The sequence below is a fragment of the Legionella gresilensis genome, assembly GCF_900639865.1.
GTDB lineage: Bacteria > Pseudomonadota > Gammaproteobacteria > Legionellales > Legionellaceae > Legionella_C > Legionella_C gresilensis.
Genome location: NZ_CAAAHX010000027.1, coordinates 1 through 15,530, shown reverse-complemented (window position 1 = coordinate 15,530; position 15,530 = coordinate 1). Strand labels below are relative to the sequence as shown.

Genomic DNA, 15,530 nt, shown 5'->3' with positions numbered 1-15,530 from the left:
AACTTCTTTAAGAAAAATGAAACGAAATATGCTGCCTGGGAAATGACCAATAATTTAAAGCCAGGGTAATATATTTAATGGGAACCTTAAAAAATATATTGCTTTTTTGTTGGCATTTGTAGGATAAAATAGATTGTTTATTTTAAAAAGATTTCCTTGGCAAGGATTAACATCATTAATAGATATCCTATTAACGGTATTTTTGATTGACTCCATATTACATTTAACTTTTTCTAATTCATAGTAATAATTAGGTAAGTCAAAATTATTCCATGCAGGCGGTCCCTCCTTATTTTTATAGGTAGTTATAAGTACTTCATCATTCATATCTTGTAAAATACAGTTAATGAGTTCTTTACCTAAAGGGAAGCCATAAGGATAACTTGCGCCTGCGCCTAAAATAAACAAGGTTTGTTCTTTAAACATAAATATTTCTACTATTCCATAGTAAATTAAAATCAAATACAAAATTGTAAGTTAATTTATAATTATCCATAAACTTATGACGTCTAAGACCAATGTTTTATTAGCACGTTAGATCCTTAAGATCCTACATAGATTAAATTATAAACTCTAGCCGAGATAAATTTAGCAAAATAAAAATCAACTTAAAATTCTTAAAAGAGGTCCTAAAATTATGATTATTGTCTTTGAGAGTATTTTCGACACGACTCTTAATATTTCCTTAATTTTATAAACCTAAACTAAACGCTTTTCATCAATTGGTTTATTTTAGTTATGTCGATTCACGATAAGTTAATAGACTTATATCAGGCTTTAAAATATGATCAAGGTGCAAGAGGGCTGTGTACTGGCTTTTCACTACGATATTTAGAAGCCGCCTTATTAGGTAGAAGTGAACAAGAACGCTTTGAAAAAAGACTACAGCGCATTGCAGTAACACCAACCAAAACCTTAGTACAAAACATCAAAAAGGTTAAGTCTAAAAAAGGTAAGGATTTAACTGAGGAAGACCAAGAGTTACTTGAAATTCTTAGTTTTTACGACAGTTTATTTTTATTTCAAGAACCCTATGACTGGGCTTTTTTAATTAATAAGCCTTTTCTAACTCAGCTGCAATTTGACTCTCTTTCAAGTCTATCTTCATCAACTGCCATTTTAACAAAAGGAGGCTTAACAAACCTTTATTCTGAATGCTTTATCAAAACTGAATCTGAAATTGAGATTTATTTAGTAGAACTTGGTCAATTATTTGATGAAGCTTCAGCAAATCGTTCTTCAGATCCAATCGGTTGTTTACTATATAATGAAAACCATGTTGTTATTTTAATTTATCATCCAAGTCAAGGGTGGACTTATCGCAATGTTAATGTCGACTATCTAGAAGACTCAACAACACCAATCTCCCATCAACGTCTTGCTAACTTAATTAGGCAAGGTTTTTCTTATAATAATAGCAGCTGTTATTCTGCTCTTAATCTAACTGCAGTACTACCAAAACTTGATAGCCGTTGCGATACTTTAGTACAGAACCTCACACAATTTAAGCAAACTCATGTTATTACAGCAGAAATTGCACAGCGTAAAACTGACACTGTTAATTTAATTAACATGGCAGCTAAACATGGTGATGCCAAGCAAGTTCAAGATTTAATTAATCATGGTGCATCATTAGAATTAACCGCGGAGCATGGACTAACCGCGCTTTATATAGCTGCTCAAAATGGTCATGCACCCGTTGTTGAGATTTTAGCTCGCTCTCACGTTGATTTAGACCAAACATTTAATGGAGTTACACCTATTTTTGTCGCTGCTCAAAATGGCCATGCACCCGTTGTTGAAATTTTAGCTGGTCATCACGCCAATATAAATCAATGTTGGAATGGCGTATCTCCTCTTTGGATAGCTACTAAAAATAATCGCGCAAATGTCGTTAAAGTACTAATAGAAGCTAAGGCTAAATTAGAACCAGCTTCTCAAGGGCAAAGTACTTCTCCTTTGTGGGTAGCTGCTTATCTAGGATATATGGATATTGCTAAATTACTAGTAGAAGCTAGGGCGCCTTTAAACCAGGTTGATGAGCAAGGCGCAACACCACTTTTGGTTGCTGCTTACCAAGGCTATCAAGCCATTGTTGCGCTTTTGATTGATGCTGGGGCTGACTTAAATAAAACTGATAATAGGCTGATAAGTCCACTTTATACTGCTGCAGAATATGGCCATACATCGACAGTCAAATTACTAATTGATGCAGGTGCATTATTAAATCAACCTAATAAAAATGGCAAAACACCAATTTTTATTGCTGCAGAAAGTGGGCATGATTCGGTGATTGACTTATTATTAGCCGCGAAAGCGGATTATACTCTTCCTATTAAGAAAACTATCGCTCAATTAACATCATGGGTAGAAAATAAAGAAGAGTCTGTGCAAGAAAGGATGGCTTTATTTATTGAGGATAAGCGGAAGGACTCTGAAGTATTAGTTACACCTTATGATATTGCAAAGATAATGGGACATGATAAAATTGCCAACACTATAAAGCAGTATGAATTAACAAATAAATTAAGCCAGCAAGCTGCATTACTAACAGGTGAGCAATTTTCTTTTTTCGCATATAAAAAAACTCAGCCCCTAATACCACCCTTAGTTAATCAAGAAAACAAAAAATTAAAGCTAAATTATTACCCTGGCTTTTAAAAGTTGATTATTCCCAAGCAGCATATTTCGTTTCATTTTTCTTAAAGAAATTAAAAATCTTAAATTCATTAGACTGTATTTTGGTTAGGTAAAGTCGGATGTTTATGAGTAAGTCATCTACACAACGGACTGGCCTAAATAAGCAAGCATTCGCTTTGACATCTTTATTAACTAATTCTTGCGGATTTAACTCAGGACAATAGGAGGGGGTAAAAAAAATTTCTATTCCCTTTTTATATGTCTCAGCATACTTCATAGCAAGAACATAGAATATTTTTAACTTGCATTAATAAGTTAATTTATCGCACAATAAGATGAGTATTTAATCATCATTGTACAATTTACAAATGAATGAGCTAGAGGACAAAGACCCCCGAGAAGAAGAGCTCTCTTTAACAGAGCAAGTATTTAACGATTGACAATTTTCTGCAGAAGGATTCAACCCTACTTTTTTTACACAAAAAGATTTAGTAAATCTTTCGTTGACTTCAAAAGCTATTAACTTTGTAGCGGTACCTGAGCTAGAGAAGCGAGCGGCTCAAAAATTATTAACTCATGTGGTTTTAGGTGAGTTTGATAAAGCAGAAATCATGATAAAAACAAAACCACAATTACTTTTGATTAAATCAACAGCCATAGATTTTTCTGGAAGAACTATTTTAGGAACAGCTTTTCAAGCCGCTATTGGTGCTGGTGATAAACCTATGTGGGAAATGATACTGCCTTATTTTGAAGTGCTAGAAAAACCAGAAGAAGCTTTAAGTCAATTTCAGAAGCAGTTTCCTGAGGGGGGGGTTAAAGAAGATGTTTCTGCAGAAATACTAAATGATTATTATAATGCTATTGCATTAGGTATTATTCAAAATAAAGACAACGCTCTATCTATAAATGAAGACTTTAGAAAAAACATAACCCGTCAAACAGAAATTAAGCAAGGTATACATTTTAACTTAAAGCATGTAATAGCAGCATACCAAGCTTACTATAATAATTATGATTTGTTATATAATGACATTAATCGTAATTAATTTTGGCAAAAAGTTGTTGGCTATACGCAAAGACAAATAACTACTTATGACGCTTAAATACATACCTCAGGTATAAGTAAAGTATTAGATAATGAAAGGTTATTTAAGAGGAAACTTGGTTGTATGTATGCTGGAACATTTTTCCCCTTATAGACTGATTCTGGACTTGGTTTTAAATTTGCTTGTGTTAGTATTCCTAAAAGTAATATGAGCGGAAGCTGCCTGCGTCAGGCGGATTGGTATGGAAAGGATGGGCTGCCATTTCAAATTTCAGAACTTAAAAAATTGTGTGAAGCAAAAACAGTGCACGGATGAGCCTTAGAGAGGCACTTGAGCAAAAAAGAGACTACGTATCTAATAAAATGGATTGCTCTTAATTACTGACCTTTATAAAAATGCAAGCCGATTAATTTTTAATACTGCCGTAACTCTTAAGCAGTTATATTTTTATATTAGGACCATATGTATCTATCATTAAATATTTAAATATAATGATAATTATATTTTCTGTCTAAATAACTAGTTTCATACATAAAAGCCAGGTTCAAGGTCAAACTTCAAATAATTATTAGTCTACTACTCCTTACTGAAGAATTACAATATTATTTGTGAAATGTCTCAGAGCTATAGGTCTTTAGGACCCCTTTAAGCTAAAACCATTTGTAGAAATATGCAATCTACTAAAAACAACTTAGAACTAAGCCAGATCATCAAGTTTAAAAGGATAGTGTACCTTTAGCAAGCACCCTAGCTAGAATTAACGTAAATTCGCTATAATTGTTACAAACTTGCATTGACTTAGTTGGGCTGCATATAGAATTAATCATATTAGATGCTTGTATGAAAGCAAAAGATATATTTTCACTGTCAACCACGCTGAAAGAGCTTACTATTAAATTTTCATTAGGTCTTGAAGAAGTGTTGCAGAAGCTGCCTAACAAAGCCCTGAGCAATTATCTAGCATTGAAATTAAACCGATTCAAAAAGTAATGAATTCAGTACATTACGTCCTTTTTGCAACACGCCCAAAATTATTATAACAATTTAGTGCCGAGGTAATATCTTAAAAACAAAGTAGTTATTTATGACTTTCTATATAGCTAAGCGCCGCGTCCGCTAAAAAAGACGAACGATTTTTTATTGCATGATTTTTAGTATATAAATCGATAAGACTTAAAACACGCTCTGCATGGTAATATTAATACGTTTTGCTTTTCCTGATATTTGACTTAAATCAATATCGATAAAAGCCCATACGCCACCAGCAAATTCTGCATTATTAATCCATTTATCCAAAGCTGTTCCTACTGGAATAGGCTCATTATCTATAAGTAACCCTTCCAAATGACATTCAATAGCCTCAATAGCATTCGTTAAGGCTTCATCATAAGTATCACCAGCCGAATAGCATCCCGGTATATCAGGAACGCTCACACCAAAATCACTTTGTTCATCTTTATGTATAACTATAGGATATCTCATCTTATATCCTCCTTAATTCCTGCTTGTTTAAAAATACTGGCTACCGTTCTTATGGGTAAATCCTTTTTAGGATGAGGTATTGTTACCCTACCCTTTTTAGTTGGATGTTTAAATTGGCAATGACTTCCCTTTTGGTGACATTAGACCCAACCATCACGTTTAATTATTTTTATTATATCCGCACGCTTCATAATTCTAATTACACACACTATACATATAAAGACAAGAGGGCTTTACCTATCAAATAGATAAACTAAGATTTATAGGCGTCGCAAAGCGACCATTTTAAGAACGGTGCGCAGGCTAAGCCTAAAAAAGACGCAAGGTCAGCAAGCGTTAATTTAGGGTTTTGACTGTATACTATTAGAACCCATATGGTCGCCTAACAGTAATGCATTAAATTGTGTTGTATAAGTATTGAGAATTGGGTCTTTCTCTTCTACTAATTGCAAAATCGCAAACACTTCACTGACCTTTTTACCTGGTTGACTGATTAAGGCATTAATTAACGGGTAAAACATTTTACGATAGTCACTATTTAATAAGGGCGCCATAAGAGTAGCGCTTATTAGATCACTTTGTTCATCATGTGTTAGGCGGGGCACTAGTAAGACTAAACATTGAATAGTTGCTTCATAAATATCCACATCATTATCGTTTAGTCGAGCCTTTACCGCTGAGAATATTGAGCTAACTTTACTCGATTTTGCATGAGGAATAAGCGTGGCTAAACACTTAAGCGCCGCCTGTCGCACTTCTGACTCATTATCCAGCAATTGAGCCAAAATTGTTGGAAGCAGCTCGCTCACTTGCTCTGATTGGGCGTATGGTATAAGCCCGGTTAATTTCATAAGCGTATTATATCGTTCAGCATAGTGAGCATTCGTCAAATCAGCCTTAACCTGTGAGAACATGGTGCTACCTTCGCTCGGTTGTGCATGGGTCATAAACGCAGCTACACAATTGAGTACAGCTTGTCGTACAGAATTGTTATTATTGGCTGTCAACATAGCTTTAACTGCTGGGATCACTACTCTCACCTCACTCAGTTGGGCGTGTGGGATAAGCACGGCTAAACACTTGAGCGCAGCTTCTTTTACAGCCAAATTACTACTATCCGTCAATTTAGCGTTAACAATTTCAATAATTGCAATTACTTCATTTGATTGCGCGTAAGGAATAAGCAAGGCTAAACAATTGAAAGCAGCATTTAGTATCTTGTAGTCATCTTCCGCCAATTTAGCGCTGACCGCTGGGATCGCTGCTCTCACATCACTCAATTGTGCGTAGGGTATAAGCACTTCTAAAAAGTTAAGCGCAGCTCGTCGTACCTCTGGATCATTATCCATTAATTTAATCAAACATGATTTGAGCATTACGGTTATTTCGTTTGATTGCGCATGGGGCATTATCATGACTAAACAATTGAGCGCCGCTTGTCTAACAAACCATTCTTTATTTTTCAGTTGAGCGAAGAGTTCAGGGAATAATTCGCTAATTTCGCTTGGTTGCGCATGTGGCATTATCACGGCTAAACAATTGAGTGCCGCTTGTCTAACAATCCATTCCTTATCTTTCAGTTGAGCCAAGAGCAGAGGGAGTAATTCGCTAATTTCGCTTGGTTGCGCATGTGGCATTATCACAGCTAAACAATTGAGTGCCACTCTCCTTACCTCCAAGGCTTCATCTTTCAATTGATTTTTAACCGCTAGGAGCATCGCACTTACCTCACTCGATTGAGCGAATTGCATAAGCCTTGCTAAACAATTAAGCGCAGCGCGTTGTACATTTAGGTCCCCATGTGTTAGATTATCCCTCACTGCAGGCAATAGGGCATTAAATCTGTCAGTCGCTATAAGGCAAGGAGTTAGATCAGCTAACCACTCTAATGCCTTACAAACTGCTTGGCCATGGTCAGTCTTTAATTTTTCCTTAATGTCATCAATTACGGTGTGAGGTACTGAGATAGGGTGACCGATCAATCTACTTATCAGCGGTATAATGGCTAATTTACTTTGTAAATCAAATAATGGATTTTTAATAAGTGCCAATAAGGCGTTTAATAGACGATTTTTATCCCCCTCTGAGATATTAATAATGCTAGTTTGCAACTTTAGTAAATGCGTTATCAATAAAGATTGATAATGCACCGCTTCTTGCCCTTGCTTATTTAAAAGAGCAAGGGTCGATAGAAACAATTCTCGCTTATCAATTAAGCGGCATTGTCTATACAACTCTTTAGCAGACATATTTGAATAAATTATAAGCACTGCATCATCCGGCACGCTTGAAAAAAAGTTAAGTGAAGAAAGCATGGTTGGTCTTTAAATGTCAAAAAAGATCATTTTAATGTTATTTGGACTTTATTTAAAGCTAATTATTTAAATGGTTATCATTAAAGAAAATCTCACAAAAAAAGCCTTTTTTGATAAAACACCACCGTGTATGGATTGGTAGTATTATGCGCCTGGATTGAAAAAGCGATTTCTGAAGAAAATTATAAAAAGTAAAAGTTAAAAAAAGACGGAGTAATTTCGGTGCGAGTCAAGCGTCAACAAATTAAATATCGCAATAATCTGATAGAATCTGATCCTAGCAAGCTTAAAAGACTTATTAACCCAATGGGTTCCAATCGATGAAAACAGCCTTCGCAACATGCAAGGGATTTGAAGTGGCATATATTGACTAGTTAGTTAATCTGTATGACTAAACTACGCTTTGAGGTTATGCTTTTGTAGCTTCTATATTTTTTGAAATAGGGTTAATTAAACTAAGTTTTTGATATATCAAAACGTAAGGTGCTTAAAAAAATTTGAAATATCTATTTCCATTTCTTATTGCGATATCCGATTCATAAAATTTTATTTAAACCTTAATAAATTAAAAATAAATATCTTACATATAAAGACACCCTGAACAATTTGCGGACCTCTTTAATTACAGAAAGGATTTTTAAGGGAAAGGCCATTTTAATTTTGCTAAGAGTCCCTTTTTAGTTAAAATATTATTTTTTCAGGAATTTAGATTAAAAATCGTGGCTAGAGAAGGTAAAGCAAAAGTTTTAACAGCTGCTGAGTTCAGACGACTCTTAGCAGTGGCTAAAGATATTACATTTGCTATTCGCAATGTAGCGATAGTTTATTGTTCGTTTGATTTAGGGCTGCGAGCAAAAGAAATTGCTTCTTTAACGATTGCTGATGTTGCCGATAGCCATTACCGGCTTCTTGATGAAATTTGTCTTAAACGGTCTATGACCAAAGGTGAAAAGCAACGGTATGCTTATTTAAGTAATAAAAAATTGCGAGAAACGCTCCAAACTTATCTTAATCATTTAAAAGATAATGGCGTAGCTCGTCACAAACCTTTCTTTCAAACGCAAAGGCGAAGCCGTTTTACGCCTAATACCTTACAAAGTGGTTTCGCAAACTATATGACAAAGCAGGTATCTTAGGAGCAAGTTCACATTCAGGACGGCGAACCTTTATCACTAAACTGATAGAGCAAGGCGTCGATATTAAAGCGGTTTCAAGGTTAGCGGGACATGCCTCCATTGTCACAACCTCTATCTATGTCGATGATAACCCAGATAGACTTAAAAGGATTGTGGCGAATTTGGCATTGGTTTAAAGTAACTGATTAGTTATGGTACTAACCTATTTTACATCGCATCCAATTATATACAATGAACTGAAGTTACAATGCCCGTAAATCATAATCCAACTTTCGAAGATTTAAGATTTTCTGCAAAAGACACTAATTCACTATACAGCTTTGAGATTGGGTTACTTTTAAGGTCCGTCCTAAACAGTATCTTCCATTCATTTCTAAAGACCTATCTGATTCATGTTGAGAAGAATAGGTAATAAAACATATTCCTTTTGACTGGCCTGTGAATTGATCTTTTATAAGACAAATCTCAGTTATTTTACCATATTTACAAAATTCAATTTCAATGGCTTCTTCTGTCGTATTAAACGGTATATTAGTTATATGGATAGTGCATTGACTCATGATTTATTCCTTTAGGGTAGCGACAAATAATGCTCTAGGAGAAAGAAAATTGAAATGTAGACAAACTAGGGAGATTATTGTGCACTGTAAAATAAAAACAGCTTGACTTAATTAGTATAGTCAAAACATCATCAAATTAAAAATTTAGTCAAATTTTATCACCCTTAGTTTTCCTGGAAAGAAGTCATAAAATTATGAAAAGAAACTATTTAAATTTAACTGATTTTTCAATTAAATTAATTTGGGTAATCTAGAGTAAACAATTATTAATTATTTTATGACCATCATTCGACATCTATCTGTCGCTGTAAATTCACCCGAAAAGTGCGCTCGAGTAATTGCTGAACTCACAGGCGGTACGCCCATGGCGTTTAAAACTCGTGTCGTTGAGATGAAGGCATGGATATGTTTATGGGATGCAAAAAAGAATGAGCTTATTGAACTACTACCGAAGGGTTGGATAATGCACCCTACATCTGAAGGCGCTTCCTTTAAAAAAGTTAGTAAAATTGATAAATGCAACTCAACACATATACAATTAGAAGTCTCTACTCCTATAACCCGCCTTCAAACCATAGCAGAAAAGTATGGCTGCCTACATTATTATCGAAAAATACCTAGCTTGGGTGGCCCTTTATATGAGATCTGGATAGAAGAAGATTTTCTAATTGAATTCGTTTCTGATGAAATATAAAGCAACTTTAAAGATAGCGCATCGCTTTAAATTCAAGATTGAATTTAAAGCGATTTAAAGATCATCTAGAAAACCTTATAACCCCTAACTTACTTTCTAACTTATTTGATAAGTTGTTACTTACAGAGTATAAGATGTAACAATAGAAGTTATCAAATAAGTTAATATTTCTAAACCAACATTGTATCGATATTTAGCCTCAAAAGAGTTATAAACTCCCTAAACTATGTAAATATTTAATAATAATTGTCAAAGAAACTAAAATTTTTCACAATTAAACTCCAAAAGCACTTAACTGATTTTCACATCTATTATCCATTCTGATGTCATCAAGTCGCTCAGCATAATTAGATAAAAAATCTTTAGCTTTATGTGATAAACTTCCTTTTAAAAAATAAGAATCACTAAGTAACTCTTTTGTTACTCTTGAAGCGTCATCAAGATTAGTACAACTTATTAAATATTCCTTTAATTTCATTAACTTATCTCTCTTATAATTTTTTGTATCCCTAAATAAGGTAAGTGAACTTAAATCTTTTTCATACCCTTTAATTAAAATATTCATTTGCGTAATAAATTTACTTTTTTCTTTTAAAAAAACTAAATTTTTCTCCTTTTTTAGTAATAGAGCTGGGTTTCCATTTTCTTTTCTAATACTCTCTATTTCTGATTCTAATTCATTTATTTGCTGAATTATTTCCCCATTAAAATAAAACTCTGGCCTTTTATCTAAATCGGCACGAACGCTACTGGTCTCAAATAAGTTTATCTCAGTTTTAATGCGATATATCTTGTCACTTAATGCTTTATATTCTGGATTATTATTTAGCTCAGTCGTTCTTTTTTTATTTTCTTCTCGCTCGTTACTAAGAGCTTGCATTTGGCCCTTCCTATCTTCATAGTTAGGATAATCAATAAACAATTGACTTTCTTCCTTATCTAATTCAAGCAAGCGGTTTCGTAAAGAAAGTAGCTCATTATCATATTTTTGTATTTGCTCTTCTAAGGTTCTAAGTTGAGTTAAAGTTTTCTTATTAATTGATTGGCCAAAAATAATTAACTTACCACGGTTATTATCTACACCTATATTAATATTAGATACCTCAGTATTAGAAATAGTATTGGTTAAGGCCCTTACTTCAATTTTATAACCTTGTTCAAAAAGTAATTGGGCCACTTTTGAAGCGAAGCAAGCGTTATTCAACATAAATCCAATTTCACAACCAATTAAATCAATTTCCTGTACATTAGAAGGTAAGCGGCAAGTATTAATCAGATAGTCTACAAAGGCTTCCGGCGTATAATAGTGATTGTCCGGGTCACCAAAAAAGCCGTTATGGGCATGCGCAACAAAGGTTACTCTAGGAGGAGCATATGTTATCGTGTCATAACCTCTTTGTTTATGAAAGGTTGATGAATCAAAATTAGGCTCAACAATATCATCTGGATAACTTTCTTGTAGAAAAGTTGTTAACGCAGTAACAGCTGCATCTTTTTTTACTACCACTATCATACTTTTCATAAACTATGATTCCTTAATAATTCCGACTTACTTATAATATTTTAGCTCGTTTCTATTAAGAAAATAATGAAAAGAAGGCTGAAGAAAACTCATTATGGGCTTAGGCGAGCTGTATTATTCCTTATAGCTGATTAAAATTTAGTTTTATTGATGCTCATTTTAATTTCTTTATCGTTTTATCAACGAACCTAATTTTACAGCTGCCCTTGTGCTAAAAATCAATTTAAATAACTTTATAAATAAATTTTGAGCTACACTGCATTAAGTTTTTGATAGTTTTATATAATTTAAATTTTAAGAAATCTTAACTATAAAAAGACATCCTAAAATTTTACATCAGGTCCTGAAACTATAATTCAAGAACGAACTTAGGCAGGTCTTTCTGCGGCTCGTGGTAAAGCAGTGGCAGGCCTAAAGTAGATGCTTCTAAAATTCAAGCTGCTAAGCTTCTTAAATTATATATATATCCTAAACTTTAACTATAGAAATTCGATGAGGGCGATATTTATTTAATGGTCCAAGAGTTAGCTGCCCATATTGTTTATCAATGGATAAAAAACCGCCTTCTTTAAATGATTCTGCTAACTTCAATAGTAATATAATAGAAAATTTTAAGACAGTTGGTGTTTACAAATCTTAAGATACTAAAGAATTTCAAAACGTTACTATAGAAGAGCTCAAGTTCGAAGATAGGTTGCAAATCATAACTACTTCTATACAAAAATTGGCAGAAAAACAATTACGGGCTTAAGCCAAATAAAATCAAAAACAGCAGTTCTAAATAATTATGATTTAAAACTACTTAAGAAAAGACCATAAGGTGAGAGCAGGGCAAAGTAAATAATTTATTTCCATAATGAAGAAAATTAGTCTATAAATTATGGTAATTCGTTATAAAAAATTAGTTGTTTTAGTATGCAAAGTAAACTACTAAAGTTTAAGTTTTCCGAAATTCATGCTGCTATTATAATGCATAACAATACTAAAGAAGCTGCCAACGCGCTTGGTGTCGACCTAAGATCATTACCAAAATACTTAAGTCAGCTTAGTTACCAGAATGAGCCACTCACCTTCAAGCGCCTACATAATATACCAGTAGAGGAAATGGCAGCGGCATTAGGTGAGCAGTATCAAGCGCCTTGGGTTCCCAATCAAGTCCATTTAGACCAACTTCCTTTTGCAACCATTCATACCAGCATTTTAAAACATGCTAAAATCACACTTGTTGCTAGTGCCCTTGGGGTTACTATAGAATCTTTAAAAAAATACTTAAGCCAGCTTAGTTATCAGAATGAACCACTCACCTTTAAACGCCTACGCGACATATCAGCAGAGGAGATGGTAGCGGCAATAGGTGAGCAATATCACGCGCCTTGGGTTCCTAATAAAGTCCACCTAAGCCAACTACCTTTTGCAACCATTCATGCCTGTATTTTAAACCATGCTAAAGTCACCCCTGCTGCTAAAGCCTTGGGGGTTAGCATAGAGTCTTTAAAAAGATACTTAAGCCAGCTTAGTTATCAGAATGAGCCACTCACCTTTAAACACTTACGCGACATATCGACAGAGGAGATGGCAGCGGCAATGGGTGAACAGTATTACGCACCTTGGGTTCCTAATAAATTTCATCTAAATCAACTTCCTTTTGCAACCATTCATGCTAGCATTTTAAACTACGCCCAGATCTCGAATGCCGCTAGCGCTCTTGGGGTTACACCACAAACGTTACAAACCTATTTAAGCAAGCTTAGTTACCAGAATGAACCTCTCACCTTTAAACGTCTACGTGAGATACCAGCAGAGGAGATGGCAGCGGCATTAGGTGAGCAGTATTATGCACCTTGGGTTCCTAATACAGTCCGTCTAAGCCAACTTCCTTTTGCAACTATTCATGCTAGCATTTTAAAACATGACAAGAGTACGCCTGCTGCTAATGCCCTTGGAGTTGGCATAGAATTCTTAAGGAGCTACTTAAGCAAGCTTAATTATCAGAATGAGCCACTCACCATTGAGCGCCTACGTGACATACCGGCCGAGGAGATGGCAATAACAGTAGGTGAGCAGTATTATGCGCCTTGGGTTCCTAATAAAGTTCATCTAAACCAACTTCCTTTTTCCGCCATTCATAACAGTATTTTAAACCACGCCCAAGTTTCAAATGCTGCTAATGCCCTTGGGGTTACACTACAAACGTTAAAAAGATATTTAAGCCAGCTTAATTATCAAAATGAACCGCTCACCTTTGAGCGTCTATATAAAATACCGGCCGAGGAGATGGCAGCAGCATTAGGTGAGCAGTATTATGCGCCTTGGATTCCTCATAAATCCGATTTAAGCAAAATTTCTTTTGCAGCCATTCATACCAGTATTTTAAACAATGCCCAAATCTCGAATGCCGCTAGTGCTCTTGGGGTTGCACGACAAACGTTAAAAAAATACTTAAGCCAGCTTAGTTATCAGAATGAACCACTCACCTTTGAGCGCCTACGGAATATATCGGCAGAGGAAATGGCAGTAGCATTAGGTGAGCAGTATAATAATACACCTTGGGAGATTGACAACATTATTGTAAACGATGTACTTTCAACTGCCATCGAGCAGACACTTCACGGCGGTTTAGAATTAGACTTAGAGCAGATTTTACTTGATATTACACAAGGAGCCCAGCAGGAAGATCTCTCACATATATTGGAATCCGTAGCAGACGAGTTGTTAACACTTCCCGATGAGGTATTAAAAAGTATGAGCAGTCAAGCTTCTAACCAAACTACTTTACCTTCGGAGCTCGTAGCCGCTAACGGAGGCGAACTTACCGCAGACGACTTGTTAACATTTCTCGAGGGGACATTACAAAGTGAGAGCAGTCGCGCTGCTAACCAAATTATTTCATCTCAAGAGGAAGATAGTGCACAAGAAGATGATGAACAAATAGGTATGTTACATGATGAGCTTTATAATACCCTAACGACCGTGGAAAAGAACATTAATAATAAAAGACAACTTGAAGTTGGTGAAAGTGATGAGCTGCCTAGCAAACGGGGTTCCCGTTGGGATGAACCTTCTTCAGCAGGAAACTCTTTTTTAAAGTCAAGTCATTTTCCAGGTACTTATACAGCTATGCCTTATGCTTTTAACGCCTACCCTCAGAGCTATCAGCCAATCCATTCACCCTATCCAAACTATAATAACGTCCCCTCGTCGACTGATTTAGTTTTTTTTCCAATCACCTTTTCAGTACCAAGTGATTACCCTAATGGGCCTTATGCAGCTATATCCTATCCTTTACCACATGTTTTTCAATCCGGTCCAAAGCCCAATGGTCAACTAAACGATTCTACTCATTACCGGCCTTTTTCAATAGATGATCCACTTATGCCAGTAGGCCATTTTACTCCATGGCCTGGTACCTCAACATCGCCTAACGATTCTTTATGTTCGTTCTCAAATCTACCCGCAGAAAGAGAACCAACAATGCCCAATACCAATAATTTGCATCACCCTACATCAATCTATTCTGATCCGCGGTCTTCGCCAAAGCAGCTTTTTTTTGCACAAAATAATAAGCTAAACCAGCAGCAAACTAATGAATATGACGCATCTGATGATAAATATAATTTACTAAATAACCGCAAAGGTGGTTAAAATTTTCTAGATATATTCTAAGTATGACATTATTACTACTCTAGCTTTAAATTATTGATTATTTTTGAGGTAGTGTATTTAACGCTCTGTTGCAAAAAAATTAATTTTTATCAACCTGTTTAATTAACTAAGATCAGGAAATCTCAATTTTTCTCTAAAAAATTATTTTACTTATTGAAATTGTGTATCATTTAAAATGAGAACCCAAAACTATGAATTGAGGTTATATAATATATATTTTGCCTTAAATCAGCAGGATTGTTAGCTTAAATTACTCTATTACTCTTTAAAGCTAATGTGCTAAATTATATTGCCATTGGAGCCAACTTACTGCCTGGCTGTTAAACAACAATTTAAAAAAGAACCATCATATAAAATCCTTTATAATAAAAGGATTAATTATCATTCTCCACAAGCTTAGTCGGTGTCGCGAAATGATCTAGACGAGCAGGTCGAAAGGCGTAAGGGTTAATTATTGATTTTAATTTTG

Annotated in this window: 11 protein-coding genes and 2 pseudogenes; 6 read left to right on the top strand and 7 right to left on the bottom strand. The window is 34.8% G+C overall.

Annotated elements, in window-relative coordinates; genetic code table 11:
* Nucleotides 1–54: 54 nt before the first annotated feature.
* Nucleotides 55–426 (bottom strand): hypothetical protein, encoded by a 372-nt coding sequence (locus E1P04_RS17015; protein ID WP_131784061.1) that lies wholly within the window; start codon nucleotides 424–426, stop codon nucleotides 55–57.
* A gap of 312 nt (nucleotides 427–738) precedes the next feature.
* Here E1P04_RS17015 and E1P04_RS17010 point away from each other — a divergent pair, with 312 nt between their 5' ends.
* Nucleotides 739–2,661 (top strand): ankyrin repeat domain-containing protein, encoded by a 1,923-nt coding sequence (locus E1P04_RS17010; protein ID WP_131784060.1) that lies wholly within the window; start codon nucleotides 739–741, stop codon nucleotides 2,659–2,661.
* 7 nt (nucleotides 2,662–2,668) lie between these two features.
* On the opposite strand, the gene E1P04_RS17005 is transcribed toward E1P04_RS17010, so the two are convergent.
* Nucleotides 2,669–2,917, bottom strand: coding sequence for a transposase (locus tag E1P04_RS17005; RefSeq protein WP_131784059.1), 249 nt, complete (start codon nucleotides 2,915–2,917; stop codon nucleotides 2,669–2,671).
* Nucleotides 2,918–3,143: 226 nt separating this feature from the next.
* Here E1P04_RS17005 and E1P04_RS17000 point away from each other — a divergent pair, with 226 nt between their 5' ends.
* Both E1P04_RS17000 and E1P04_RS17775 read left to right on the top strand, forming a co-directional pair.
* A complete protein-coding gene (locus E1P04_RS17000) occupies nucleotides 3,144–3,689 on the top strand; it encodes a hypothetical protein (RefSeq protein ID WP_131784058.1) in 546 nt (181 codons plus the stop codon).
* 840 nt (nucleotides 3,690–4,529) lie between these two features.
* Nucleotides 4,530–4,679 carry a hypothetical protein gene (locus E1P04_RS17775; protein ID WP_165482842.1) on the top strand — a complete coding sequence of 50 codons (150 nt, stop codon included), beginning with the start codon at nucleotides 4,530–4,532 and terminating at the stop codon, nucleotides 4,677–4,679.
* Between the two features lie 183 nt (nucleotides 4,680–4,862).
* Here the strand turns inward: E1P04_RS17775 and E1P04_RS16995 are convergent, their stop codons facing one another.
* From E1P04_RS16995 to E1P04_RS16985, 3 genes and pseudogenes are all read right to left on the bottom strand, one after another.
* The gene (locus tag E1P04_RS16995) at nucleotides 4,863–5,171 is read right to left on the bottom strand and encodes a type II toxin-antitoxin system HicB family antitoxin (protein ID WP_242604516.1); all 309 of its coding nucleotides are present in this window, start codon (nucleotides 5,169–5,171) and stop codon (nucleotides 4,863–4,865) included.
* A pseudogene (locus tag E1P04_RS18185) lies at nucleotides 5,168–5,296 on the bottom strand (type II toxin-antitoxin system HicA family toxin); the annotation flags it as partial. The gene E1P04_RS16995 and the pseudogene E1P04_RS18185, both read right to left, overlap by 4 nt.
* Before the next feature lie 216 nt (nucleotides 5,297–5,512).
* A complete protein-coding gene (locus tag E1P04_RS16985) occupies nucleotides 5,513–7,486 on the bottom strand; it encodes a HEAT repeat domain-containing protein (RefSeq protein ID WP_131784057.1) in 1,974 nt (657 codons plus the stop codon).
* Between the two features lie 719 nt (nucleotides 7,487–8,205).
* On the opposite strand from E1P04_RS16985, the pseudogene E1P04_RS16975 reads away from it, so the two are divergent.
* Nucleotides 8,206–8,798, top strand: a pseudogene (locus E1P04_RS16975) (tyrosine-type recombinase/integrase).
* 126 nt (nucleotides 8,799–8,924) lie between these two features.
* Here E1P04_RS16975 and E1P04_RS16970 read toward each other — a convergent pair.
* The gene (locus E1P04_RS16970; protein ID WP_131784056.1) at nucleotides 8,925–9,182 is read right to left on the bottom strand and encodes an RNA recognition motif domain-containing protein; all 258 of its coding nucleotides are present in this window, start codon (nucleotides 9,180–9,182) and stop codon (nucleotides 8,925–8,927) included.
* A 277-nt stretch (nucleotides 9,183–9,459) separates the two neighbouring features.
* Here E1P04_RS16970 and E1P04_RS16965 point away from each other — a divergent pair, with 277 nt between their 5' ends.
* Nucleotides 9,460–9,876: a hypothetical protein gene (locus tag E1P04_RS16965; RefSeq protein WP_131784055.1), complete on the top strand. Its 417-nt coding sequence runs from the start codon at nucleotides 9,460–9,462 to the stop codon at nucleotides 9,874–9,876.
* 274 nt (nucleotides 9,877–10,150) lie between these two features.
* Here E1P04_RS16965 and E1P04_RS16960 read toward each other — a convergent pair whose 3' ends face one another.
* Complete coding sequence (locus E1P04_RS16960; protein WP_131784054.1) at nucleotides 10,151–11,398, bottom strand: hypothetical protein; 1,248 nt, start codon at nucleotides 11,396–11,398, stop codon at nucleotides 10,151–10,153.
* Nucleotides 11,399–12,313: 915 nt separating this feature from the next.
* Here E1P04_RS16960 and E1P04_RS16955 point away from each other — a divergent pair.
* Nucleotides 12,314–15,040 carry a hypothetical protein gene (locus E1P04_RS16955; RefSeq protein ID WP_165482841.1) on the top strand — a complete coding sequence of 909 codons (2,727 nt, stop codon included), beginning with the start codon at nucleotides 12,314–12,316 and terminating at the stop codon, nucleotides 15,038–15,040.
* Nucleotides 15,041–15,530 lie beyond the last annotated feature (490 nt).